Genomic DNA, 23877 nt, shown 5'->3' with positions numbered 1-23877 from the left:
GCCCACGGCCGCGCGTCCCCCGCCTGAGATGGCGGGGCGACGCCCCCACCGGCGGCCGTGGGCGCCCTCGACGACGCCGATCCCCCCCGACACCCCGCCTCCCCCGCTCCCCCGCTCCCCCGCGGCCCCTCGACGGCCTCCACGGGGCGGAGCTCTCCGTGTAGGTTTCTTGCCCACCTGTAGTGGTCCTCCGTAGCGTACCGCTCCGAGGAGAACCACCATGGATATGCTGATCGCCAGCGAGCGTCGCGCCACGCGCCGCGCCGCGATCGTGGAGTGCCAGGCCGTGTGCGAGAGGGGCTTCCGGCTGCTCGGGACTCGCGCGATCGACCTGTCCATCGAGGGGATGCTCGTGCTGACGAGCGCCCGCCCGCTCACGGGCGAGCCGGTGATCGTCTCGTTCCGGATCCCGGACACGGACGTGTGGATCGACGCGACGGCGACCATCGCGCGCACGGTGCACGGCCGGCGCGAGGGCGACCCGGGCCGGGCGGTGGGCCTGCGCTTCGATCCGCTCGACAGCGCGACGATCAGGCGCATGCGCGCGGCGCTCGAGCGCTTCCCGCCGACCTATCCGTACCGCGCGCCGCGCGTCGATTACGCGGCGACGGCCGCGATGATCGCGCTCAGCTGATCTCGCCCCCCCTGGGACGGCGACAGCCACGCTCGGGAGACCGCCGGCGCCCCTGCCGGCACCTGCGACGACGCCGGCTGGATCACCTTCGATGAGCCGCTCCCGGACCTAGGCCACCCCGGTCAATGACGCCGGCGCGCCTCGCCGCCGCGGCGCCGCGACGGCTTACGAGACCGGTCGAGACACGAGCGAGGCGCCATCGCGTCTATGGAGCATCTCGTCCTTGGACGCATACGCGAGCCTCGTGACCCTCAGCTCCCGGAGCTTGTACACGAGGGCGCGAAGCGATATGCCCAGCGCCGACGCCGCCTTCGTCTGGTTCCAGCCCGCCTTGCGGAGCTCCTCGACGATGATCTCGGCCTCGCAGCGCTTCAGCCGCTGCTTCAGCCGCTTCTCCCCGGCCGGTGGAAGCGGGATCTCCCCTCCCTTGAGCTGAGCTCGGCAGTGCGCCGGCGCCGCGTGCTCAGCTGCCGCGCGGACGCGCTCAGGCAGATCCAATGGAGTGATGGTGTCCCCTTCGGCGACGACGACGGCGCGCACCACGGCGTTGCGCAGCTCGCGCGCGTTTCCCGGCCACGCATAGCCCCGGATCGCCGCGAGCGCGCCGGGGTCGATGAATCGAACCAAGCGCCCTTCAGACTCGTTCGCCTGGCGCAGGAAATGCATTGCGAGCGCCTCGATGTCCTCAGGTCGGTCGCGCAAAGGCGGTAGCACCACGGTCATGGCGTTGATCCTGTAGAGCAGATCGGATCGGAAACCGCCGGTGTTGCACATCGCCTCGAGGTCCCGGTGCGTGGCCGCGATCAGGCGCACGTTGACGTCGATCTCTCGATTCGAGCCCACGCGGCTGAGGCGCATCGACTCCAGCACGCGCAGCAGCGCGGCCTGCGCTGCGGCGGGGAGCTCGCCGATCTCGTCGAGGAACACGGTCCCCCCGTCGGCCGCCTCGAAGACGCCCTTCTGCTGCTGGCTCGCCCCCGTGAACGCGCCTCGTTCGTGGCCGAACAGCGCGCTCTCCACGAGCTGCTGCGGGATGGCGGCGCAGTTGATGCTCACCATGGGCCTCGCGCGCCGCGCGCTGCGCTGGTGAAGCTCCCGCGCCACGACCTCCTTGCCGGTCCCGGTCTCGCCGAGGAGCAACACCGGCAAATGCGAGCGCGCGAGCTTGGTGAGCGTACCAAAGAGGCGGACCATCGCGGGGCTCGCCGCGATCGGCTCGTCGCTCCACCCGGTTGCCCCTGAAGGGCAACCGCCCGGCGCCGCCCTGAGGCCCTCCGCGAGCGCAGGGCTCGCAGGCGGCCTGTCCGTCGAGTCATGACCACGGCCGAGCTGGCGTCCAGCCGTGGCGCTCTGGTCGGCGCCACCGCCGCCCATCGACGGTCGCCCTTGGTCGCTCGAGCTGCGTTCGATCATCGCGTCCTCCCTGGAGCACGAACACAGGAGTGCTCCATCGCCGGCGACCCTCGAGCCCGCTCGGTCGTATCCTCTCCTGACCGCTGCGAGCACGGCGAGCCCGAGGCGACACCGCGTGACCACTACCTACGCTGCGTATCGCGAGAGCCCCATCGCATGCGACCAGCAGCCTGCCGTCGGCGTCCTTTCCGGGCTTGGCCGCCGACGGCTGGCGGACGGCCCCGTGCCCGATCGGCCTGGGTCGCGCGGGATGCGCCCGCGGGACGCTCCGTGTGCCCCCTGCTCTCGCAGAGCAGGGTGCCCTATATGGCGCCTCGCTACCTGGGGGAGAACGGGGCGTGCCTTCTGCGGAGTCGTATCCGAGCGAGGGGCCGCTGCGCGCCTTGATCGAGGCCGCGGCGACCGAGCTCGGCATCGCGGTCGATTCGACCGTGCTCGTCGGCGCAGCCCTGACGCTCCGCACACCTCACATCGATCGCCTCCTGGGACGGCAGCAGGAGAGCTCGCTCTGGAGTCTCGTCAAATACGAGCGAAATCACCGCAAGCGGGGCATGGCCATCGCCCAGTCCAAGGCCATCCTCTACACGGTAGCGGTGCTCGACGCGATCGGGGTCTTCCAGGAGGTCGACGAGCAGTTCTTCGAGAAGCTGGAGATTCCGTTCGTCGTGCAGCGAGCCTCTGGCCCCGGGACGGCGGCCGAGGACATCGCGCGGCTGGGCGCCCTCGATCTGGACCGACGCGCGCACCCCTGGATCGCGGCGACGCTCCTCGCCTGGGACGAGCTGCTCGAGACGCTCGAAGCGCTTCGCGGCGCGGGGTTCGTGTCCCTGTCCGTCGGCGTCGATCGGCTGGCCTCGGCGGCGCTCCGGGTCGCGCTGGCGAGCTTCGTCGAGGCGCTCGTGACGCACCAGTGCCGAGCGGCCCAGGCAGCGGCGCGGAGCCGACCTTGCGCGCCAAAGCCCCCGGACGGGCTCGTCAGGGAGATCCGGCGCCACCACCGCATCCATGATGCGGACGACGTCCGCTGGATGGCCGAGCACTGGAGCCAGATCCGGGAGCTCGTCGCGGGCGCGGCGCGCCGTGGGTGCGTCGAGATCATCGGCCAGGTAGCACCGGTGCTCACGCACTTCTCACACGTGTTCGAGGGCGCCCTGTCAGAAGGCGAGCGCCTGCGCGTCCGTCTGGCGGCGATCATCCAGGATCAGCCTGCCGGCGTGGGCGCGGATGTCGCGTGGTTCGAGAGGATCGAGGGCCGCGGCTTCCTGCTCCTGAAGGAGCGCGAGTTCGCGCAGCTCGAGGCGCTGGTCGCCGACGAGACGTTCGCGGAGCACAGCGCCAGGATCCGTGAAACCATCCGAGCGATGGTGACCCGGAACGACAACGCTCGGGTTGCGCGGGACGCGCTCGCGACGCTCCACCGGCTCCGCGCGCACCAGCTGTCACACAGGGAGAGGTTCCCCGAGGCTGATGCGGAGTTCGCGATGGCCGCGACGGAGGCCAGCCGCTCTGGCAACGAGTCGATCGAGATCGCCATCCTGCTCGACCACGTACGCATGCTGTGGCGATCACCGGTCCATCCTGTCAGCCGGCGCGCCATCGTCGATCACCTCTCTCGCGCCGATGCCCTCGCGTGGTCCAGGTCGAGCCCGAACCGGCGACGGCTCGTCAACATCCACCTGCTGCGAGCGGAGCTCCTGCGCGACACAGATCGGCAGCGCGAGGCCTTGGCGGAGGTCAACAAGGCCGAGTACTTCTGGCGCGACGCGCAGACCGGGTGCCGGTCCCTCGTGTACCAGCAGGATCTGCTCGTCAGGATCCAGGGCCTTCGCGCCGAGCTGCTCGACCAGGAGACTGTCTGAAGAAGGTCATGACATGGCACCCATCAGTCCGGTATCGCGACAACACTGGAGGACATGGCGCTGGGTCGCAGGGTACGGCCTGGCGTATGTACCCTATGTCGTCCTGACGACGGCGTTGAAACAGGGGACGCTTCCCTCACAGGAGGCGCCAGTCTCCGGGCTCGCCCAGCTCCCCGTCACGGCGGTCGCATGGGCTGCCTTCGCCTTCATCTGGGTGACTGCGCTCGGGTGGCTCAGGTGGCTCCCGCAGCGCCAGATCGGCGGCCTCACGCTGCGTCTTCCCAGCGCGGCGAGCATCCTGGGCGGCGTCGCGACGAGCGTCATCATGATCAGCACGCTCCTCATCTACACGGCCCAGGGCAGCTCGCCGATGATCGCGGGCGTCGTGACGCGCGCCTCGGTCCTCGTGATGGCGCCCCTCCTCGACATGTACCTGCGCAAGCACATCGGCTGGCACGCCTGGACGGCGTTCGCGCTGGCGCTCGCGTCGATCCCGCTCACCACCCGTTCGAACGCCGCGTCCGCGCTGTCGCTCTCGTTCACGATCCCGCTCGCGCTCTACGTCACCGCCTATGCGGTACGGCTGCTCACGCTGTCGAGGTCGGCGAAGGTCGCGGATTCCGCGAAGAACTGGAGCTTCTTCGTGGGTGAGCACGTGTCGGCGGCGGCGTCGTTGCTGGTCTTCCTGGGGCTGTCGCTCGCGCTGGGCCCGCGGCTCTCCGGCGTCGATCTCCGGCCTGCCTTCTCCCTCGAGCTCGCCGTGACGGGGTGGCTCGTGGCCGCAGCCCTGGCCTCGGAGCTGGTGGGCATCTTCGGAGGGCTCACCTTCGTGTCACCTCAGGAGAACACCTTCTGCGTGCCCGCGAACCGGTGCGCGAGCGTCGTCGCCTCCACGCTCGCGATGACCCTGCTCGCGTGGTGGTCTCCGGCGGCGCGCTGGCCTCGCTTCGAGGAGGTCATGGCCGCCGCATTGACGCTCCTCGCGATCGCGGTGCTCGCCATCCGCGACCGCCTGTCGCGACCGGCGGCGTGACGAGGAGCATCGGCTGCCCGGCGTCGAGCCGGACTGCCCGCCTGAAGAGGTGGCAACTCCCCTGACGTACAGGGAGCTTTTCTCGAAGCTCCCTCGCACACGGTTATTCCAAGCGAGCTCCCCGACCTCGCCCTGGTCACGATCTCCTCAACGCCTCGGTCCGGACTGCCGGCCTGAAGAGGCGACAACGCCCTGACATATCGGGTCGGCGCCGCCGGGGCGGGGTGCCGTCCTTTGCGCGCAGCGCATGGCGTGTCCGCGCAAGCTCTGGAAGGAAACGCGTCGAGCGCGAGGCGCGCCTTCGCTTCGGAGCGGGTTTTCCCGGCGGCATGGTGGTTGCTGAAGGACAGGACAGGACAGGACAGGGCAGGACACGACACGACACGGCGCGACGCGAACCGTGCCGACGCCGTATCGGGATGCGAACCGCCGAGCGGCTCCCTGCGTGCGTCCCGGAAGGGGCGGGCGCGCGGGGACGCGAATGGGGACGCGTACCTTGAGGGGTCTCCCCGCGGCGTCGGCGGAAACGTTTTGGGAGTAGAATCATGTGCGGAATCCTCGCCTATCATGGCGATCACGTAGCCGAAGCAGCGGTCGAGCTCTTGCGCCCTTTCGGGCGCATGAGGCACCGCGGTCCCGACCATTCGCTATGGGAGACGGTCGGACCGAAGGCGCTCTTCGGCTTTCACCGGCTCGCCATCCGGGGGCTCGGCCCCGAGGGCAATCAACCCCTCTGGTCGAGCGACGGGAGGGCGGCCGTCGTGTGCAACGGCGAGGTATACAACGACGCCGCGCTGCGCGCGGAGATCGGGCCTTACCCCTGGCGCTCGCGCTCGGACTGCGAGGTCATCCTGCCGCTCGTCCGCATGTACGGCCTGCGCGGCGCCTGCGAGCGGCTGGACGCGGAGTTCGCGTTCGCCTACTTCGACGGTCCCTCGGGCAAAGTGTTCGCGGCGCGCGACCCGATCGGGATCCGGCCGCTGTTCTATGGTCACCCCCGGCGCGGCGGCGGCATCGTCTTCGCCTCCGAGGCGAAGGCGCTCCACGACTTTTGCGGCCAGGTCCGCGTCTTTCCGCCCGGGCATTACTACGACGGAGAGACGTTCATCCAGTACCGCGACCCGAGCGCGGTCGCCCGGGTCATCACCGATGACGAGACAACGATCGCCGAGACGCTGGAGCACCACCTCGTCGAGGGGGTGCGAAAGCGCCTCGCTTCCGACGCGAAGATCGGCTTTCTGCTGAGCGGCGGCCTCGACTCCAGCCTGGTCTGTGCCATCGCCTCGCGCCTCCAGGCCGAGCCGATCGAGACCTTCGCCATCGGCATGACCAAGGACGCGATCGACGTGAAATACGCGCGGCTCGCGGCCAGGCACATCGGCGCCCGGCACCACGACGTCTACGTGACCGAGCAGCAGGCGCTCGATGCGATCCGGGACGTCATCTACCACCTGGAGACGTGGGACATCACCACGATCCGCGCCTCGGTGGGCATGTACCTCGTCTGCAAGTACATCCGCGAGCACACGGACATCAAGGTGCTGCTCACGGGCGAGGTCAGCGACGAGCTGTTCGGCTACAAATATACCGATTACGCTCCGTCGGCCGCGGCCTTCCAGGACGAGGCCGCCAAGCGCGTCCGGGAGCTGCACTGCTATGACGTGCTGCGCGCGGACCGGTGCATCAGCGCCCACGCAATGGAGGCGCGGGTGCCGTTCGGGGACATCGATTTCGCGAGCTACGTCATGGCCCTCGAGCCGTCGGGGAAGCTGAACAGGAACGGAATGGGCAAGCGCCTCCTGCGACAGGCGTTCGCGGGAAAGGGCTACCTGCCCGACGAGCTCCTCTACCGCGAGAAGGCGGCCTTCTCGGACGCGGTAGGGCACAGCATGGTCGACGCGATCAAGGCGTTCTCCGAGCTTCGCTACACGGAGGTGGAGCTCGCGGTGGCCCAGGCCGAATACCGCTACGCGGCGCCGTTCACCAAGGAATCACTCCTCTACCGGGAGATCTTCGAGGGTTTCTACCCGGGGCGCGCCGAGCTCGTCCCTGCTTACTGGATGCCGAACAGGGACTGGGAGAACTGCGCCGTGTCCGATCCGAGCGCGCGCGCTCTCCCGAACTACGGCGCGAGCGGCGAGTGACGCGGGCGCGCCGCGATCGGCGCCGCCGGGCCAGGAGGCCCGCGCGGGTGGGCGCGGTCTGCCCGCAGCGACGGGCCAGCGCCCAGAGAAAAGGATTCACCACGATGTTCGTTCAATCGTACGATGCTACCGTCACGAGCAATGAAGGGCCCTCGCTGAGGGGCCGGGAGGGAGCGCTCAACGGCCTCCTCGCGTACCTGTCCTCGGAGCAAATCGAGGGCGCCGCGCGGTGCGCGGCCAGGCTGCACACGCGCCTGCCGGACAAGCAAACGCTTCACCGAAACCAGGTGCTGGTCGCCTATGGCGGGGGCAAGGACAGCACGTACACCATCGCCTTCGTCCGGCTGATGCAGCTCCTCCTGCACCGTACCTACGGCGATACGTTCCGGCTCCGGGTCGCGACCAACCGCCACGCGGGGATGCCCCGGGCCGTCATGGAAAACATCGGGCGCACCTATCGCGCCCTGGGGATCCTGGACGATCCGCTCTGCGAGCCATTGCTCGTCGACGGAAACGAGGTCAAGCCCTTCCGAGAGGGCGAGCCGCTGCCACGTCGCCTGGTCCAGCGGAACCGGGACGATATCCTGATGACGGGCCATCGCACCTCCGCGAACGGGCGGCCGACCTTCTGCAACGCGTGCAATTTCGGCATGGTGAATGCTTTCGGCCTCGCCGCCGCCCACGGAGGAGGGGTCGACGTCATCGTGACGGGCGACGCGCGGCGGGAGCAGCGCGCCTACTACGTCTGGGTCCGGCGCCTCGCGCAAAAGCTCGGGATCGACGGCATGGAGGGCAAGGGGGACTTCGGCGGGTTCCTCGAGACGATGCGGAACATCTCGGCGACGTACTTCCGCGACATCCACGGCGAGCAGGCCACGAGCGCGGTCGAGCAGCGCCTCGTCGCGTCGGAGGTCCGGAAGGAGCTGCACTTCTTCTCCATCTACGGAGACACCGACTACGAGTCGGGGGCTCACTGGGACCTGCTCACCGAGCACCTCGGCTTCACGTTCGACGACATCGCGTTCAGCTTCAGCGAGTCGGACTGCGCCAACCCAGGGCTCATGGCCCACCTGCGGGGTCTCAGGTGCGAGCGGGACCACGGGCGGAGCTATGCGGAGGGCATCGACGAGTACGTCCGGTTCGCCGTGGGGCTGATGCGCCAGAAGGACTTCCCCGAGGCGCTGGTGGACATGGTGCTTGCCCGGTACGAAGGGAGGGACGGGGTCATGCGCATGCGGTCCCGCATGAACGAGGTGGCGCGCGAGCTGTATGGGCTCGAGGAGGAGCAGCTCGTCTGCATGGTGTGCTCGCCCTTCGCGGGGCGAGGCGAGCGACTGCAGCCTTATCTGGAGCGCGAGCACCCGTGCCTCGCGCACCTCGGCGACGCCATCCACGCGCTCCTGCGGGGCGACCCGCGCGTGGAGGGACGGGAAGCGACGCGCGCTTTCCTCGAGAGGACGAGCGGGCTCACCGTGCCTCAGCTCCAGGTCGTCTACGGCGCCCCGCGGCATGATCTCGCGCCGGGGAGCGCTGACGGGCACCTGATCACCCAGATCCTCGCGCGGGATCCGCACAAGCAGGTCATCCAGACGCGGCACGCCCGAGGCGGCCCCGTCGTGGAAGAGATCATCTCGGGCAGGTGAACGACGAGGCGCGCGCGCATCTACGGGTTTGCTTCGCCGCGCGCCTCGGAGCCCGACCACGTGCCGGTTGCTGCTCGCCCACGGTCGCTTCTCCACTGTCGCCCTCCTCGACAAACCCACCAGCCACCACGAGCTCGAGCAGGTACGTGGCCGCGACCGCATCACCACGGGCTTCTTCCTGGGATTCCTGGGGGACGGCCTCTTGAACGCCATCGTCTGGAGCTGACATGAAGCCGCGCGACGTCGTGCTCGGTGTGCTCACCGCCCTCCTCTGGGGTTTCAACTTCATCGTGATCAAGCTGGGTCTCGCGTCGTTCCCGCCGCTCCTGTTCCTGGCGCTCCGGTTCCTCGTGGCGGCCCTTCCGGCGGCGTTCTTCGTCGGGCGGAAGGACATCCCGTGGCGCGTCATCCTCCAGGTGGGGCTCGTGCTGGGCGTCGTCAAATTCTCGCTGCTCTACCTCGGCGTGAACGTCGGGATGCCGGCCGGGCTGTCCTCGCTGGCCATTCAGTCGCAGGTGCCGTTCACCATCCTGCTTTCGTCCATCGTGCTCCACGATTCGCCCTCGCGCATGCAAAAGCGCGGCATGGCCATCGCGCTGGGCGGGATCGTCCTTCTGGCCTTCACGCGTCAGGGAAACGTCGACCCCCTGGGTGTCGCGCTCATTCTTGCAGCGGCGGTCGCCTGGGCCGTCACCAACATCTTCTTGAAGCGCACCAGCGGGGTCGACCCGTTCCGACTCATGATATGGATGAGCCTGGTTCCGCCGCTGCCGCTGCTCGTGCTCTCGTATCTCTTCGAGGACGGGCAGGTGAACGCCGTGTCCCACATGGGCGCGGCAGGGCTCGGCGCGGTGCTCTACACGGGGCTCGTCGCCACCGTCCTGGCCTTCGGCATCTGGGGACGCTTGCTCCGGCGATATTCGGCGAACCTCATCGCGCCCTTCGGGTTGCTCGTGCCCGTGTTCGGCATGGCCTTCTCGGCCCTCTTGCTGCACGAGCGCTTGAGCAGTGACGGAATCTTCGCGGCGACCCTGATCTTCCTGGGGCTCCTCACCGTCGTCCTCGGCCCTCGTCTCGAGCGCAAGCTCGCACAGGCGGCCATCCATCCGACCAGGGTGCGCGCATCCTCGGAGACGTCCACGAGCGACTGATTGCCCTGTTCCAACGGCGCCCCCGCGAGCTCCGCAGGGGCCGGAGACGCAATGGTGAGCTCACCTCGCGCGGGCCGGGTTTCCCCCTTCGCTCGGGCGGTCCCCCATCACCGCCAGGCCCCGCGTCGATGGTCGTGATCAGGGTATGAATTCTGCTCTGTGCCGTTCGACATCAGAACACCCCATCGAGGACGACCTCCCCGGAGACGCCGACCTGATAAGCCGAGACGCGGCGCTCGAAGAAATTCGTGACCTCCTGGACGTCCTGCAGGTCCATGAAGGAGAACGGGTTCTTCGCCCCGTAGCGCTTCGGCATGCCGAGCGTGACGAGCCGCTGGTCGGCGCAGAACTCGAGGTAGCGGCGCACGTCGGGCGCCGACATGCCCGCGACGCCGGCGCCGAGGAGATCCTCCGCGAACCGTGCCTCGCAGTCGATCGCCTCATCCATCATGTCGAGGATCGACCGAGAGAGGCCGGCGTCGAAGAGCTCGGGCTCCTCGCGCCGCGCCGTGCTCACGACCTCGAAGGCGAAGCGCATGTGCGCGCTCTCGTCGCGGAAGACCCAGCTCGTCCCCGCCGCGAGCCCGTGGAGCAGGCCGCGCGAGCGCAGGAAGTACACGTACGCGAACGCGCCGAAGAAGAAGAGCCCCTCGACGCAGGCGGCGAAGCAGATGAGGTTCAGGAGGAACCGCCGCCGCTCGGCGCGCGACTCGAGCCGCCCGAGCGACTCGACGGAATCGAGCCACCGCATGCAGAAATCGGCCTTCTGCCGGATCGAGGGGATGTTCTCGACGGCCGCGAAGGCGCGGTGGCGGTCCTCCGGATCGGGGATGTACGTGTCGAGGAGCGTCAGATAGAACTGGACGTGCAGCGCCTCTTCATAGAGCTGCCGCGACAGGTACATCCGCGCCTCCGGTGCGTTGATGTGCCTGTACAGGTTGAGCACGAGGTTGTTCGCCACGATGGAGTCTCCCGTGGCGAAGAACGCGACGAGGCGCTGCACGAGGTGCCGCTCCGCGCCGGTCATCTTCCGCAGATCGCCCGCGTCCGTCGAGAAGTCGACCTCCTCCACGGTCCACGTGTTCTTGATGGCGGCGCGGTACATCTCGAAGAAGGCCGGATAGGCCATCGGGCGCAGCGTGAGGCACTGGCCCGGATCCAGGAGGCGCGCGGGGCGGCTGACGCGGCTCACTGGCACGCCTCGCAGGCCTCGGGGTTCTCGAGCGCGCACGCCACGTCCGCGGCCGCCTTCGCCGGCGGCGCGGGCGCCCGGCCGCCCTCGCGGCGCGGCTCGGCCTCCTCCCCGGGCGCTCGGTCCGGCGCCGCGTCCACCGTGGCCTTGGCGATGCGCGTCGCGGGGCGCGATCGCAGGTAGTAGGTCGTCTTCAGCCCCTTCTTCCATGCGTGGAAGTACATGCTCGAGAGCTGACCGATGGTGGGGTTCTCGATGAAGAGGTTCAGCGACTGGCTCTGATCGATGAAGGCGCCGCGATCCGCGGCCATGTCGATGAGCGAGCGCATCGGGATCTCCCACGCGGTCCGGTACACGGCGCGGAGCTCCTCCGGCAGCTCGCCCATGCCCTGGACCGAGCCCTCCGCGAGCTTGAGCCGGACGCGCGCCGCATCGTTCCAGGCGCCGAGCCGCTTGAGCTCCGCGACAAGGTAGCGGTTCATCTGCAGGAAGTCGCCGGAGAGCGTCTCGCGCTTGAAGAGGTTCGACACCTGCGGCTCGATGCACTCGCAGCAGCCCGCGATCGACGCGATGGTCGCCGTGGGCGCGACGGCGACGAGCAGCGAGTTCCTGAGCCCCTCGGCCCGGACGCGCGCGCGGAGCGCCTCCCAGCGCGCCGTGTCCTCGGGGACGACGTCCCACGCGTCGAACTGGAGCTCTCCGCGCGCGGCGCGCGTCTCGTCGAACGCCGGATGTCGCCCCTTCTCCGCCGCGAGATCCGCGGACGTCGAGAGCGCGTGGTAATACACCTCTTCCGAGATCCGCCTGGAGAGGTCCCGCGCGGCCGGGGCGTCGAAGGGCAGGCGCAGCTGGAAGAACACGTCTTGCAGGCCCATGAGCCCGAGCCCGACCGGCCGCCAGCGGAGGTTGGATCGCCGCGTCGAGGCGATGGGGTAGTAGTTGAGGTCGATGACGCGGTCGAGCTGGCGGACCGCCGTCCGCACCGTGCGCGCGAGCTTCTCGAAGTCGAACGCGGCCGCGCCGTCTCCCCGCGCGAGCGTGTGGCGCGCGAGGTTGATCGAGCCCAGGTTGCAGACGGCCGACTCCTCCTTCGAGGTCACCTCCAGGATCTCGGTGCAGAGGTTCGACAGGTGGACGACCCGGCCTGGCAGCGCCGTCTGGTTGCAGGCGCGGTTCGACCTGTCCTTGAACGTCATCCAGCCGTTGCCCGTCTGCGCGAGCGTGCGCATCATCCGCGCGTAGAGGTCGCGCGCCTTCATCGTCTTCCTGGCGAGGCCCGCCGCCTCGGCCTCGGCATAGCGGCGCTCGAACTCGTCTCCGTAGAGATCGGGCAGATCGCGCACGTCCTTGGGATCGAACAGGCTCCATTCGCCGTCGGCCTCGACCCGCTTCATGAAGAGGTCCGGCACCCAGTTTGCGAGGTTCAGGTTGTGCGTGCGCGCGGCCTCGTCGCCCGTGTTGTCGCGCAGCGCGAGGAACTCCTCGACGTCGGCGTGCCACGGCTCGAGGTAGACGCAGCAGGCGCCCTTGCGCTTGCCGCCCTGGTTCACGGCCGCCACCGACGCGTCGAGCGTCTTGAGCCACGGCACGATGCCGCTGGAGTGCCCGTTGGTGCTCTCGATGAGCGACCCGCGCGACCGCACGCGGTGGTAGGCGAGCCCGATGCCTCCCGAGAACTTCGAGAGCATCGCTACATCGGTGTAGCGCTGGTAGATGGTCTCGAGGTGGTCCTCCGGCGAGTCGAGCAAAAAGCAGCTCGAGAGCTGCTCGTGGCTCGTGCCCGCGTTGAACATCGTGGGCGAGCTCGGGAGGTAGTCGAGCGACGAGAAGAGCCGGTAGAGCTCGATGGCCTGCGCCGCCGTCTCGGACAGCGCGCACGCGATGCGCAGGAAGAACTGCTGCGGTGTCTCGACGACGAGGCGCGTCTCGGGGTGCTTGAGCAGGTAGCGATCGTAGAGGGTCCGCAGGCCGAAGTACTCGAGCTCGTGGTCCCGCCCCGGCTCGATCGCGTCGTTCAGCTTGCGGGCGTTCTGCGCCACGAAGCCGTGGAGCCGCTCGTTGATGAGGCCGAGCCGCCGCCCGACGGCGATGGACTGCGAGAAGGCGTGGATCTCCTGGTTGCGGACCTCCTTGTCGATAACGGTGGCGAGCAGGCGCGCCGCGAGCTTCGCGTACTGGGGCTCATCGGCGATGAGCGAGGCCGCCGTCTGGATGGAGAGCTGATCGAGCTCGCGCGTCGTCGCGCCGTCGTAGAGGCCGCTGATGGTCTTTGTCGCGACGCGGAGCGCGTCCACGTCGGACAGGCCGGCGCAAGAGCGGCTCACGGCCCGGACGATCTTGTTGACGTCGACAGGCTCGCTCGATCCGTTCCTCTTCGTCACCCGCATCGTCGTGTGCGGGAGCGTGTCCTCGGCGCCGCGGGCGCTCGTGTGGGGCGCGTGGAGCGCGCGCAACGGCGCCGCGCCGTTGCTCCTCATCAACGTATCGCTCAGCATGGAATCCTCCTCGTCGTGCTTCGTTCGGAGCGGTCCCGGACCGCTCGCGTCGATGCCGCGAGAGCGAAGAAGCCAGCCGATGCGCACGGGGCGCGCGCTCTTCAGGAGAGCGCCTTCGGACCGACCGCTCGCCCCCGCGGGCGAAAGGAAGACAACGCGGGAGGGGGTCGGAACCGGGACAAGCGCGAGAGTCGGCGCCAGCTCGGACCTACCGCCCTCCCACGAGGCTTCCAGGTCAAACCGGCGCGGGATGTCTCCCCGACGCTGGATGTTGGCAGGTCTTCGGGCTTGCGAGCGCTCCGGCTTTCGCCGGCTTCCTACGGTCCACCGCTTCCCAGCCCGAGGGCCAGTGCTCGTCGTGGAGATCGTTCTCGCTTACCGCTGCGGGGCAGCCCCGGAGTCACACCGGGTTCCCTTTTGAGCCCCGGGCCGAAGCCCGAGGCACCAACATGAGCCACTACATATTGTGGCGCGCGGGGAAGGTCAAGCGAGATGTTGGGGTCGGGGCTGGCGGAGCGGAGCGGCGACCGGCCATGGATGCCCAGCGCGCAACGACCGCGCCATGGGTGCCCAGCGCGGGTGTGCTCACCCGTCACGCATCCGGAGCTCGTCGTCGAGGCGCTCGTCATACTCGTCGCGTACAGGCGCTGCGATGGCCACATGGGACGGAGCTGGCTGCGCGGCGCTGCGCCTCCACGAGCGCAGCAGGGCGAAGACCCCGAGGAAGCTCACCGCGATGCCGAGCATCATGCTCAGGGCGACCTTGCCGAGGACGCCCGACGAAGGCGCCGCGCGGATGCGGTCCCCATAACGCGCGATGAGGTCCTGCTCGAGGGCGTCGACGGCCTCTCCCCGACGGAGGCGCACGCGGATCTCGCGACGGAGCTCCTGCGCCACCTCCGATTCGTGAACGTCGAGCGTCTGATCCCAGCAACAAGGCGCGAGCAGGCGCCCTTCGAGCGCCCTCTCGCCGGGCGCCGGGGTCGAGTCGACGAGCTCGGCCGCGGCAGGGCTGGGCGCCGCCGACTCGGCCCTGCCGCCGAGGTCCACGACCGTGACGGCGACGACCAGCGCCGCCGCGCGGCGCCCGCGCGAGCTCCGCAGGGGCCGGAGATGCAATGGCGAGCGCACCTCCCGCGCGCCGTGAGGGGAACGGGCCGGGTCATTCGCAGACGCGCCGCGCGCTCGCTGGATCATGGCGAGACAGGCTAGCGCCGCCGGCCGCCAGGGCCCTGCGACACGATGTCGCGCTGGTCGCCGCGCGGCCCTGTGCGCGCCCGAGGCCGGGATAACGCTGCACCCTTCGACGGGATGCGACACCGTGACGCATTGCCCGCCACGCCTCGCGACACGTAATGTCGCGCGCATGCCACACGAGGTTCTCTGCTCCACGCCTCCAGGGCCATCCTCGGCCGGTGACGAAGCGCCGGTCCGCCGCCGGCGCCTCCGCCCGGTGCAGATCTGGCTCTGCGTGTCTGCGCTCGCGGGGCTCGCCATTTTCGGTGGGCTGTCGCGGTTGCGCGAGGCGCCCGCCTCGCCGCCCGTGCTCGGCGAGATGCCGGCGTTCTCCATGAAGGATCAGGACGGTGGCCCCGTCACGCGGGAGTCGCTCCGCGGGCAGACGCTGATCGTCGACTTCTTCTATGCGAGCTGCCCCGTGTCGTGCCCGAGGCTGTCGGCGCAGATGGCGGCGTTCCAGGAGAGGCTCGCGCAGCGCAGCGAGGCGCGCGGACAGCCCCTCCCCGTCCACCTGATCTCGATCACGCTGGACCCGGAGAACGATACACCCGACGTGCTGCGCTCCTATGCCGCGCGTTACAGCAGCGGCCGTGGTGCCTGGTCGTTCCTCTCCGGCCGGAGCGAGGAGCTGAACCGCGTCGTGGTGAAGGGGTTCAAGCTCCGCTTCGAGCGAGCCGACCCGTCGGCCGGGCTCGGCTCGATCATGCACGGGGAATGGTTCGTCCTGGTCGACGGGCTCGGTCGCATTCGTGGCTATTATCAGATCGGCGATGAAGAACGGATGAACGAGCTGGTCCGCGACGCGGAGCGGCTGGCCGCGAAGGAGCTGACATGAGTCGCGTGAATCGATCGATGCGCTCGCGCCTCCGCGTCGTCCATCTCGCGCGGTCCCTGCTGCTCGGGACGGCGATCGCGGCGAGCCTCACGGGCTCTTGCTCGACGGCGTCCACCGCCGCTCCGCGGGTCTACCACGCGACGGGCGCCGTCCGCTCGCTCGGCCCGGGGCGCGCCTACGCCAACATCGCGCACGACGACATCCCGGGCTACATGAGCGCGATGACGATGTCGTTCGAGCCCCAGAGCCCCGCGCTGCTCGACGGTATCGAGGTAGGCGATCGTATCGCCTTCGACTTCGTCGAAACGGAGGACGCGCGCCGTGTCCTCACGCGTGTCGAGAAGCACCGGTGAGCAGACCGTAAGGCAGGGCGCGTCCATGGCGGCTCCTTCGATCGGCCCAGCGCTCATCGCCGCGGGGCTGGGGATCGTCACCCTCGCGGCGCTCTCCTTCACTCCGCCGGCGAGCGGCGCCTTCGCCATTCACGGCGTCGAGCTCGGGATGACGGCGAGCGAGGTCGTCCAGCGCTTCGATGCTGGGTCGACCGGCCGCTGGAGCGAGGCCTCGGGCTGCGCCGGGCGTTCGCTCGAATGGTCGCGGGGCGACGCGGCGCCCGCCAAGGCGCCTTTCTTCGCGCGCTTCGAGTTCCAGGATGGCTTGCTCATGGCCGCGCGGGTGCGCGTGACACCCGAGGACCCGAGCGCGCGCGGGGCGCCGCTCGAGACCTCCGCCCAGGTCGTGCTGTCGCGTGAGCCGCGGGACGACGGCTCCTCGGCGATCGTGCTCCTCGCCCGCGGTTGCCCCGAGCACGAGGCGGAGGTCGAGCAGCTGCTCAGCGGCGGGCCTGTACGGCGCTGAGCCGCGCAGGCCGCGCCCCCTTCAATCCACCCGGAAGAGCTCCTGCGCGTCCCGTCGGGGAGGGCCTGCCACGCGGCCTTGGACAGGAACGCGTCGTACGCCGCCTGGGAGTCCAGCTCGTGACTGTCATGCATACAGGGAACCTCACCCGGATGAGATCGTCGCGCCACGCCTCGTAAGCGACGTTGTGATCGCGCTCCAGCGTCACGGTGAGCGGCCTCCCGCCGCGCGCGGCGCGCGCGGCCGCCATGATCTCGAGGGTGTCCCCTGCGACCGCCGTGCCGTGCAGGTCGAGCGCGATCGCCGGGCTCCCGTCGAAGAAGTGGTAGCGCGCGGTGTGGAAATGGTCCGCGGCGCCGGCGAGCCACGATGGCTTTGCGCGGGTTATCTCCGCCGCGGTGGACAGTTCCCGCACGGAAGATGTAGGAGAAGCGATGAAGACGATCAGGCGCAGTGCCGGGACCTGGGCGGCGTGGGTTTTCGCGGCCTGCGGGTGTGGGGCGCTGGTGGGGCTGGGCAATGGCTGTTCCGGGCGGGATGGAGGGGGCGGCGGCGGCACCGGAGGGGCTGCCAGCGCCGGTGGGGAGGCGGGCGGCACCGGCACCGCCGGCGGCACCGGAGGGGCTGCAGGCGCGGGTGGGGAGGCGGGCGGCACCGGCACCGCCGGCGGCACCGGAGGGGCTGCAGGCGCGGGTGGGGAGGCGGGCGGCACCGGCACCGCCGGCGGCACCGGAGGGGCTGCGGGCGGCACCGGTGCCGGGGGTGGCGGCGGCGGCGGCGGTGAAGGGTGCACGCCGGGCGGGACGGAGTGCGCCGGGCAGACCTGTGTCGACGGGGTGTGCCTCGGCGAATGCGGCCCTGAAGAGGCGCGCTGCCTGGACAACCGGGCGCAGCGGTGCGATGCGCGCGGGCAGTGGGTGGACGCGGAGCCGTGTCCTGCGGAGGCGCCGCTGTGCAGCGGAGGGGCGTGCGTGACGGCTCCGAGCTGTGACGGGCTGGCTGAGACGTGCGGGCCAGCAGGCGATGAGAGCTGCTGCGCAACCGCGGCGGTCCCCGGGGGCAGCTTCAACCGTGACAACGATGCGTCGTATCCGGCGACGGTCAGCGGGTTCCGGCTGGATCGGTTCGAGGTGACGGTGGGGCGTTTCCGGGCATTCATGGAGGCGTATCCCGGGAGCCGGCCCGCGGCTGGAGCGGGTGGGCACCCGCTCATCGCGGGGAGCGGGTGGGATCCCGACTGGGACAGCAGCTTGCCTGCAGATCCGGCCGCGCTGACGGCAGCGGTGAAGTGCCATGCGACCTACGAGACGTGGACGGACGATGCTGGCGACCACGAGCATCTGCCGATGAACTGCCTGAGCTGGTACGTGGCGTTCGCGTTCTGCTCGTGGGATGGAGGCCGGCTGCCGACGGAAGCGGAGTGGAACTACGCGGCGGCAGGTGGAGACGAGCAGCGGGTGTATCCGTGGTCGACCCCGGCGGACTCGACCACGGTCGACTTCAGCTATGCGGTGTACGAGTGCATGGGGGATGAAGTCACGCCGCCGTCGTGTGCGTCCAGCGATGTCCGGCCCGTCGGGTCCAGGTCGCCGAAGGGCGACGGGAGGTGGACGCAGGCGGACCTGGGCGGGAGCATGTGGGAGTGGGCCCTGGACTGGTACGCGGACTATCCTGCGGCATGCATTGATTGCGCCGACACAACCAGCGACGATGCGCGGGTGATGCGGGGCGGGAGCCATGCCAATGGCGCAACGAGCATGGGCTCGTCTGCTCGCGACCACCACGCCCCGTCGAGCCTCAACGGCCTCATCGGGGTCCGGTGCGCGCGGGCACTGTAGCGGAGAAGGCCGTATCGCCCGGACAGGGGCGCGCGTCGTCTGCCCGTTCGTTGTCCTTCTCGATCAAGACCGACCGATGGTGGCTCGAGCCGCACCGCCGTTCTTCAGGCAGAACCTAGTTCACCACCGAGACATCCACGCTTGCATTGATCACATAGGACGTGCCGCCATTACCCGAGATCCTCAGGGGGAACTGGCCCGGGCCGACGAGCTGCACCGACGGCGAACGCCCGGGAGCGATCTTACCATGTCCGATCGCATCCGCGTAGGATCCCTCGGCCGTGCACTCGAGCGCTCCTCCCGGTGCATCGATGAGATCGATCGTTCTGTTGAGGCTGTAGGTCTGTCCGCTGTCTACACTATCCCCCGCCAGCAGGGAGACCGGTCCACTGCCGTAAGCATTGGTCATACGACACCTCGCCGACAGGTTCCACGGCGTTGAAAACCAGGTGCCGTCCTCGATAACGCGTACGTTCTCAAAGCGCACCGCGATACGCAGCGCGGCATCGAACGGGATGGGCGATGTCGTCCGAGACCACCTGCCGGGAATCGCGCGATACTCCACGAAGATGGGGCTAGGCGCCGTTGCGGTATCGTAAGCGCTCAGGATGGCTTCCGGTCCACGTGCGAAAATAGCTGTCGGTGTCCTTGGACGGAGCCCTGTTCCGACGAAGTGCAGCCTCAGCCCGCTCGAGGCGGCAAAGGCGTCCACGTCGCCCTCGAAGGTCGCCATACGAGCGCTCACCCCTGTGTTGAACTGCCGCCGATCGCCCTCGAAGACCGCCTCGTAGGAATAGCCCCAGTAGACCTTCGCGATGTAGAACGCTGCCTCGATCGGTGGGTCCTCCATCTCAGACGTATCATCGATCGCGGAGACGTGAACGACCTGGAAGGCCCGGTAGGTACCGTAGCGATTCTCGGAGGCGTACCCGAGGGATGTATCGACGATCGCCCACGCGGCGAGATTGGCCTCTAGCTGGGCCGTGTCCCGCATGGTGACGATGTCGTGCGATACGTAGCTCTGCGGCAGCCGCGCTATCGCAGCACTCTCGAAGAGGCTTCGCCCAATGGTGCCTTGTAGCGGACGGAAATGTGCATCGACGGGCGCGCCGAGGACACGATCATCGATCCCGCGAGGCGCCGTCGCGGTGATCGGCGCAACTGGCATCGTGCGTGGAACGCGTGCGCGGCCCGCGCACGCGGTGAGGAACAAGGACGTAGCCACCAGCAGCAGCGTGACGAGATGTCGCAGCACAAGAAGCCGCATGCTGAGAGCGTACCAAACGCTCGGGCGGAGCTGCCAGTACCATCTCGGAAGTGACGGCGCTCCGCTCGCGTCCCGGAAGTCCAGGTAGGACACGCACCTGAGAGGCAGGCGGCGGACGTGTCGTCTGGACTCCGACGAGGTCCCCGGACGGCAGCAGCTAGAGCGCGCTCGATGGTCGTCTCTGCCTCACCGACCCCCCACGGACCGGACGAGCTCGAACATCGCCACGACAGCCGCTACGCCGACCTGCTCTTCGAGGTCGTCACCCGGCGCTACGACGCGCAGAAGCCGCTCTTGCTCAGCACGAACAAGGCCTTCGCCGACTGGGGCCAGGTCTTCCCGCACGCCGCGTGCGTCGTCACGCTCGTCGACCGGCTCGTGCACCGCGCCGAGGTGATCGAGATCGAGGCCGAGAGCTACCGGCTCAAGGTGTTACTGAGCACCGTTCTTGATGCCGATGGTTCGCTTGTCGATCTAGCTCTTTGATGGCGGGGTGGCCGGCCGACCGCAGCGGGCCATCGGCGAGGCGGATCATGCTCGATGGCGGCGTCGTCCGGGGGGCGGCAAGGTGCCAGGGCGTTCTCGGTCATGCGTTACGCCGGGTCCGAGAAAATTCTCAACGTAGCTCCTGCTGAAACGACAGCGGCGGCGAGCGGCGGCTCCCACGCCAGAGAGGGCGTGGTGCATTCCGTTCACGCATCGAAAATTACCAACACGACTCCTCACCCGTCCGCATAAGGACCGGGGTAGGTCAGCGGCTGGAGCGGAGCATCGGCGCGGCGCCGGCCACAAAATAGGCGACGGGAGGAGCTCGTTTGGCCGCGTGCCCCCTCCCGTCGTGCTCCGAATCGCTTGAAAGAGCGGAGCCCCCAACAAATCGTTCATCTGGACCTCGATGTCAAAGGCTGGCTCGCTTCACCGCCCACCGTAAACCGCGCGCGGCCAGCCCGCTGCCCGCGTTGCGGCGCGGCGGGCTGCCCGCTGGGGGGCGCGTTGGGGCTGTGGGGTCACGGAACGCGGTCGCGGCAGGTGCGCGGGCCGCTGGCTGCCGGCGAGCGCGGCGGGCTCGTCACGATCGAGGCGCGCCGCTATCGATGCCAGCGCTGCGGCGCCGCGATCACGGTCGTGCCGCGGGGCGTCGCACCGCGACGGCACTTCGCCGCGACGGCCATCGGTCTGGCTCTGCTGCTCGTCGGCACCACCGGTGCAGCGCTTATCGAGGTGCGGCGGCGTGTCAGCCCCTGGTCTGCCAGCTTCGATGCCGACAGCTGGGCGACCGTGCGGCGCTGGTTGCTCGCCATCGACCAAAAGCGCCTCTTTCCGTCGGTCCGCCCCAGTCCTCCCGCTTCTTCCCTGCGGCAGCGGGCCGAGCGGGCCGCGATGACGCTCGTCGCGATGGCGCCTTGTGCGGCCGAGGTCCCCGAGGCCGCCGTCATGGCCGGCGCCGCGCGGGCTGCGTGATGGCGAGCGGCGCGCTGGCCGGGCTCATGTCGGGCCCCACCCAGTTGGATCCTCGGTCGGCGGAGCGCCTTGCGCTTGGATGGGTGTGCGGCCGGTGCGGTGTCATCGGCGCGGAAAGGACACGACGTGCAAGACCCCCTCCAGCCGAAGGACCACGCCGAAGCGGTGGCGCTCTACCGCAGTGAGATCATCGGCTCGCTCATGCACCGCGAGCTCGACCGCGGAGAGCTCGCCGAAGCGCTCGCCGACCTGAGCCAGCAGCGGTTTCGCCCCCCGCGCGCCCATTCTCCGCGCTCCTACTCGGTCCCCACGCTCGAGCGCTGGTACTACGCGTACAAGACCGAAGGTCTCGAAGGCCTTCGCCCCAAGCCCCGCAAGGACAAGGGGCGGGCGCGAGAGCTGACGGCCGAGCAACGGCAGATGCTGCTCGACATTCGAGAAGAGCACCCGAGCGCCTCGGTCTCGCTCATCCTCGACACCTTGATCGCGGCAGGCCGGATCGACAAGGAGGCCATCTCCGCCACCACGGTGCGACGCCTGTACGCCGAGCACCACCTCGATCGCGTCGCGCTGCGCGATCGCACGGGCGGCAAGGTGCGGCTGCGCTGGCAGGCCGAGCACCCCGGCGCTCTGTGGCACGGCGACGTGTGTCACGCGTCACCGATCTTCGTTGGCGGCAGCCCGGCGCCGGTGCGGATCCACGCGCTGCTCGACGACGCCTCCCGTTACATCCTCGCGATCGAGGCGATGAGCGCCGAGCGGGAGGTCGACATGCTGGCGCTCTTCATCCGGGCGCTGCGCAAGCACGGCGCTCCCGACGCCCTCTACCTGGACAACGGCTCGACCTACCGCGGGCACACCTTGCACCTTGCGTGCGAGCGACTCGGCACCACCCTGATCCACGCTCGTCCGTACGACGCCCCCGCACGCGGCAAGATGGAGCGCTTCTGGAGGACATTGCGAGAGAGGTGTGTGGACTTCACCGGCGCGCTCGGCTCGCTGCACGACCTCAACGTCCGGCTCTACGCGTGGGTCGACGAGCACTACCACCGCACGCCGCACGCGGCGCTCTTCGGCAAATCCCCCGCGCAGGTCTACGAGGAATATCCCCACGTCACCGACGACCTCGACGAGCGAAAGCTGCGCGACGCGCTCACGACCCAGGCCCGCCGGCGCGTCCGGCGTGACAGCACGCTCTCGATGGATGGAGAGGACTGGGAGACCGACCTCGGCTTCCTCGCCGGCCAGCTCGTCACGGTGTCGCGGTGCCTCGTCGCGCCGAACGAGCCGCCCTGGATCGAACACGAGGGCAAACGCTTCGCCCTGCACCGGGTCGATCCGGTGAAGAACGCCCGTCGCCCGCGGTCCGCCTGCAACCTCGATGTCGCTCACGAGGCGCGCGTGCCCTTCGACCCGCCGAAGACGCTCCTGGACAAGGCGCTCGGCCGAACGCCCCGCGATGACGAGGAAGGATGACCATGGACTTCTGTAGCTATTTCAGCTTCACCGCAGAGCCGTTTTCCAAGGAGGTCGAAGACGGCGAGCTCTGGCTACCCCCGTCCAAGCAGATGGTACTCGAGACACTCATCGAGGCGGTGCACGCCAGAAAGAGCGTGCTCCTCGCCGGTGACCCAGGCGTCGGCAAGACGTGCCTCCTCCGCGCGCTCCGTCATGCCCTTTCGCCGCAGACGTTTCGCTTGACCTACTGCGCCAACGTGACGCTTGGACGTCGGGACTTCTATCGCCAGCTCTGTCTGGCGCTCGGCCTCGCTCGCTGCAGCACCGCTGGAGACGTCTTCTACGCGGTCAGCACGCACGTCGAGGAACTCGCGAAGGAGCGCGTATTCCCGGTCTTCGTCCTTGATGAGGCCCATCTACTTCATCAGGACACGCTCGATCATCTTCACATACTCCTTAATTACGCGTGGGATAGCCGCGCACTGCTTTCGCTCGTGTTGCTTGGCTTGCCCGAGCTCGGCGAGCGGCTCCGCGTGCGCCGCAATCGCTCCCTGTATTCGCGCCTCCACTACCGATTGACCATCGACCCGCTCACGCCGGACGATACGGCCGACTATCTGCGTGTACGTCTCAACCGAGTCGGCTGCACGAAAGAGCTCTTCACCTCGGACGCGATCGCGATGTTGCACGAGGCGGCCGCCGGCAGCCTGCGCGACACCGACCGACTCGCCACGGCCGCGCTCCGCGCCGCTGCGCGTAAAAAACGCAAGCTCGTCGAGCGCGATGTCCTGAGCCGCATCCTGCAACTGGACGCAGAGGAAGCCGGATGAACCCCATCCCCCTGGCCGAGGAGGACACGCGGCGGGCTGACGACGAGGGCAGCGCAGCCGCCGCCCTCGTCGTTGCCCTCGCGCTCGCCCGCGACGCGCTCACCGCGAACTACCCGGACGACCCCGACCCGCTGTGCCCTCGCCTCTACGCCGTCGACGTCGTGCTCCACCACATCGACGGGCTGAGCGACGCCCTCGCTCGCCACCGCGCCGCCCTCGACGGCGACGATCGCCTGCCCACTCACATCGACTGAGAACGTCGGCGCCCCGCGACCGCTGAAGTGCCCCGGCGCCTCGCCTCGCTGCCATCGCGGCAAGCGGAGATCCAGGTCGACGATGGCCATCACGGAGCCGGATCTTCCGGCCATCAAGCAGCCCGCTCGGTAACACTCAAGGAAGCCAAGGAGCTGAGCGCCACCCGCAGCAAGCAGCGCCGCACCAAGAAGCACTGAGCGGCTTCTTCACCGGTGAACTTCACCGACATCGGGCGCGGAATTCACCGGTGAACTTCACCGGCACCCGGCGTG

The 23877-nt window shown here is 69.2% G+C and carries 21 protein-coding genes and 1 riboswitch; of the genes, 16 read left to right on the top strand and 5 right to left on the bottom strand.

Features of this window, described 5'->3' with window-relative positions; all coding sequences use genetic code 11:
• Positions 1 to 220 precede the first annotated feature (220 nt).
• Positions 221 to 634, top strand: coding sequence for a PilZ domain-containing protein (locus WME89_RS00895; RefSeq protein ID WP_437307089.1), 414 nt, complete (start codon positions 221 to 223; stop codon positions 632 to 634).
• Between the two features lie 165 nt (positions 635 to 799).
• Here WME89_RS00895 and WME89_RS00890 read toward each other — a convergent pair whose 3' ends face one another.
• Positions 800 to 2047: a sigma-54 interaction domain-containing protein gene (locus tag WME89_RS00890; protein WP_438007394.1), complete on the bottom strand. Its 1248-nt coding sequence runs from the start codon at positions 2045 to 2047 to the stop codon at positions 800 to 802.
• Between the two features lie 338 nt (positions 2048 to 2385).
• Between WME89_RS00890 and WME89_RS00885 the strand changes: the two genes are divergently transcribed.
• From WME89_RS00885 to WME89_RS00860, 6 genes are all read left to right on the top strand, one after another.
• The gene (locus WME89_RS00885; RefSeq protein WP_438007393.1) at positions 2386 to 3906 is read left to right on the top strand and encodes a hypothetical protein; all 1521 of its coding nucleotides are present in this window, start codon (positions 2386 to 2388) and stop codon (positions 3904 to 3906) included.
• A gap of 13 nt (positions 3907 to 3919) precedes the next feature.
• Positions 3920 to 4939 carry a hypothetical protein gene (locus WME89_RS00880; RefSeq protein WP_438007392.1) on the top strand — a complete coding sequence of 340 codons (1020 nt, stop codon included), beginning with the start codon at positions 3920 to 3922 and terminating at the stop codon, positions 4937 to 4939.
• A 545-nt stretch (positions 4940 to 5484) separates the two neighbouring features.
• Positions 5485 to 7083 (top strand): asparagine synthase B, encoded by a 1599-nt coding sequence (asnB, locus tag WME89_RS00875; RefSeq protein WP_438007391.1) that lies wholly within the window; start codon positions 5485 to 5487, stop codon positions 7081 to 7083.
• A 104-nt stretch (positions 7084 to 7187) separates the two neighbouring features.
• Complete coding sequence (locus WME89_RS00870; RefSeq protein ID WP_438007390.1) at positions 7188 to 8726, top strand: PqqD family protein; 1539 nt, start codon at positions 7188 to 7190, stop codon at positions 8724 to 8726.
• A 67-nt stretch (positions 8727 to 8793) separates the two neighbouring features.
• Positions 8794 to 8952 carry a hypothetical protein gene (locus WME89_RS00865; RefSeq protein WP_438007389.1) on the top strand — a complete coding sequence of 53 codons (159 nt, stop codon included), beginning with the start codon at positions 8794 to 8796 and terminating at the stop codon, positions 8950 to 8952.
• 1 nt (position 8953) lies between these two features.
• The gene (locus WME89_RS00860; protein ID WP_438007388.1) at positions 8954 to 9877 is read left to right on the top strand and encodes an EamA family transporter; all 924 of its coding nucleotides are present in this window, start codon (positions 8954 to 8956) and stop codon (positions 9875 to 9877) included.
• Between the two features lie 172 nt (positions 9878 to 10049).
• Here WME89_RS00860 and WME89_RS00855 read toward each other — a convergent pair whose 3' ends face one another.
• The 3 genes from WME89_RS00855 to WME89_RS00845 form a co-directional block, all read right to left on the bottom strand.
• On the bottom strand, positions 10050 to 11006 hold the full coding sequence (locus tag WME89_RS00855) for a ribonucleotide-diphosphate reductase subunit beta (protein WP_438011871.1): 957 nt from the start codon (positions 11004 to 11006) through the stop codon (positions 10050 to 10052).
• Between the two features lie 59 nt (positions 11007 to 11065).
• Entirely contained in the window at positions 11066 to 13564 is a 2499-nt protein-coding gene (locus WME89_RS00850; protein WP_438007387.1) for a ribonucleoside-diphosphate reductase subunit alpha, read from the bottom strand.
• 256 nt (positions 13565 to 13820) lie between these two features.
• A riboswitch (cobalamin riboswitch) is annotated at positions 13821 to 14028 on the bottom strand.
• 121 nt (positions 14029 to 14149) lie between these two features.
• Positions 14150 to 14683 carry a cytochrome c-type biogenesis protein CcmH gene (locus WME89_RS00845; protein WP_438007386.1) on the bottom strand — a complete coding sequence of 178 codons (534 nt, stop codon included), beginning with the start codon at positions 14681 to 14683 and terminating at the stop codon, positions 14150 to 14152.
• 247 nt (positions 14684 to 14930) lie between these two features.
• Here WME89_RS00845 and WME89_RS00840 point away from each other — a divergent pair, with 247 nt between their 5' ends.
• From WME89_RS00840 to WME89_RS00825, 4 genes are all read left to right on the top strand, one after another.
• Positions 14931 to 15638: an SCO family protein gene (locus tag WME89_RS00840; RefSeq protein ID WP_438007385.1), complete on the top strand. Its 708-nt coding sequence runs from the start codon at positions 14931 to 14933 to the stop codon at positions 15636 to 15638.
• Positions 15635 to 15991: a copper-binding protein gene (locus WME89_RS00835; RefSeq protein WP_438007384.1), complete on the top strand. Its 357-nt coding sequence runs from the start codon at positions 15635 to 15637 to the stop codon at positions 15989 to 15991. The genes WME89_RS00840 and WME89_RS00835 overlap by 4 nt, the downstream gene beginning before the upstream one ends.
• 25 nt (positions 15992 to 16016) lie before the next feature.
• Positions 16017 to 16496: a hypothetical protein gene (locus WME89_RS00830; protein ID WP_438007383.1), complete on the top strand. Its 480-nt coding sequence runs from the start codon at positions 16017 to 16019 to the stop codon at positions 16494 to 16496.
• A gap of 434 nt (positions 16497 to 16930) precedes the next feature.
• Positions 16931 to 18334: a formylglycine-generating enzyme family protein gene (locus WME89_RS00825; protein WP_438007382.1), complete on the top strand. Its 1404-nt coding sequence runs from the start codon at positions 16931 to 16933 to the stop codon at positions 18332 to 18334.
• Positions 18335 to 18449: 115 nt separating this feature from the next.
• Here WME89_RS00825 and WME89_RS00820 read toward each other — a convergent pair whose 3' ends face one another.
• Positions 18450 to 19601, bottom strand: a complete 1152-nt coding sequence (locus WME89_RS00820) for a hypothetical protein (RefSeq protein WP_438007381.1) — start codon at positions 19599 to 19601, stop codon at positions 18450 to 18452.
• Between the two features lie 171 nt (positions 19602 to 19772).
• Here WME89_RS00820 and WME89_RS00815 point away from each other — a divergent pair, with 171 nt between their 5' ends.
• The 5 genes from WME89_RS00815 (at position 19773) to WME89_RS00795 (ending at position 23604) form a co-directional block, all read left to right on the top strand.
• The gene (locus tag WME89_RS00815; protein ID WP_438007380.1) at positions 19773 to 20087 is read left to right on the top strand and encodes an ATP-binding protein; all 315 of its coding nucleotides are present in this window, start codon (positions 19773 to 19775) and stop codon (positions 20085 to 20087) included.
• Between the two features lie 366 nt (positions 20088 to 20453).
• Positions 20454 to 21062 (top strand): hypothetical protein, encoded by a 609-nt coding sequence (locus tag WME89_RS00810; protein ID WP_438003644.1) that lies wholly within the window; start codon positions 20454 to 20456, stop codon positions 21060 to 21062.
• A 126-nt stretch (positions 21063 to 21188) separates the two neighbouring features.
• The gene (locus tag WME89_RS00805) at positions 21189 to 22538 is read left to right on the top strand and encodes a helix-turn-helix domain-containing protein (RefSeq protein ID WP_438003645.1); all 1350 of its coding nucleotides are present in this window, start codon (positions 21189 to 21191) and stop codon (positions 22536 to 22538) included.
• Positions 22535 to 23350: an ExeA family protein gene (locus tag WME89_RS00800; RefSeq protein ID WP_438003646.1), complete on the top strand. Its 816-nt coding sequence runs from the start codon at positions 22535 to 22537 to the stop codon at positions 23348 to 23350. Before WME89_RS00805 ends, WME89_RS00800 begins: the two co-directional genes overlap by 4 nt.
• On the top strand, positions 23347 to 23604 hold the full coding sequence (locus WME89_RS00795) for a hypothetical protein (protein WP_438003647.1): 258 nt from the start codon (positions 23347 to 23349) through the stop codon (positions 23602 to 23604). The genes WME89_RS00800 and WME89_RS00795 overlap by 4 nt, the downstream gene beginning before the upstream one ends.
• Positions 23605 to 23877: the final 273 nt, after the last annotated feature.

Origin of the sequence: Sorangium sp. So ce321 (assembly GCF_051530195.1) — a bacterium.
In the GTDB taxonomy this organism is placed as follows: domain Bacteria; phylum Myxococcota_A; class Polyangia; order Polyangiales; family Polyangiaceae; genus Sorangium.
This window is presented reverse-complemented; position numbering and strand designations above follow the sequence as displayed.

Bases quoted from the DNA above. Each gene is read 5' to 3' on its own strand.
- WME89_RS00895 (WP_437307089.1), top strand. From the start codon at position 221: ATGGATATGCTGATCGCCAGCGAGCGTCGCGCCACGCGCCGCGCCGCG.
- WME89_RS00890 (WP_438007394.1), bottom strand. From the start codon at position 2,047: ATGATCGAACGCAGCTCGAGCGACCAAGGGCGACCGTCGATGGGCGGC.
- WME89_RS00880 (WP_438007392.1), top strand. From the start codon at position 3,920: ATGGCACCCATCAGTCCGGTATCGCGACAACACTGGAGGACATGGCGC.
- asnB (WP_438007391.1), top strand. From the start codon at position 5,485: ATGTGCGGAATCCTCGCCTATCATGGCGATCACGTAGCCGAAGCAGCG.
- WME89_RS00870 (WP_438007390.1), top strand. From the start codon at position 7,188: ATGTTCGTTCAATCGTACGATGCTACCGTCACGAGCAATGAAGGGCCC.
- WME89_RS00860 (WP_438007388.1), top strand. From the start codon at position 8,954: ATGAAGCCGCGCGACGTCGTGCTCGGTGTGCTCACCGCCCTCCTCTGG.
- WME89_RS00855 (WP_438011871.1), bottom strand. From the start codon at position 11,006: ATGGCCTATCCGGCCTTCTTCGAGATGTACCGCGCCGCCATCAAGAAC.
- WME89_RS00850 (WP_438007387.1), bottom strand. From the start codon at position 13,564: ATGCTGAGCGATACGTTGATGAGGAGCAACGGCGCGGCGCCGTTGCGC.
- WME89_RS00840 (WP_438007385.1), top strand. From the start codon at position 14,931: ATGCCACACGAGGTTCTCTGCTCCACGCCTCCAGGGCCATCCTCGGCC.
- WME89_RS00835 (WP_438007384.1), top strand. From the start codon at position 15,635: ATGAGTCGCGTGAATCGATCGATGCGCTCGCGCCTCCGCGTCGTCCAT.
- WME89_RS00830 (WP_438007383.1), top strand. From the start codon at position 16,017: ATGGCGGCTCCTTCGATCGGCCCAGCGCTCATCGCCGCGGGGCTGGGG.
- WME89_RS00825 (WP_438007382.1), top strand. From the start codon at position 16,931: ATGAAGACGATCAGGCGCAGTGCCGGGACCTGGGCGGCGTGGGTTTTC.
- WME89_RS00820 (WP_438007381.1), bottom strand. From the start codon at position 19,601: ATGCGGCTTCTTGTGCTGCGACATCTCGTCACGCTGCTGCTGGTGGCT.
- WME89_RS00815 (WP_438007380.1), top strand. From the start codon at position 19,773: ATGGTCGTCTCTGCCTCACCGACCCCCCACGGACCGGACGAGCTCGAA.
- WME89_RS00800 (WP_438003646.1), top strand. From the start codon at position 22,535: ATGACCATGGACTTCTGTAGCTATTTCAGCTTCACCGCAGAGCCGTTT.
- WME89_RS00795 (WP_438003647.1), top strand. From the start codon at position 23,347: ATGAACCCCATCCCCCTGGCCGAGGAGGACACGCGGCGGGCTGACGAC.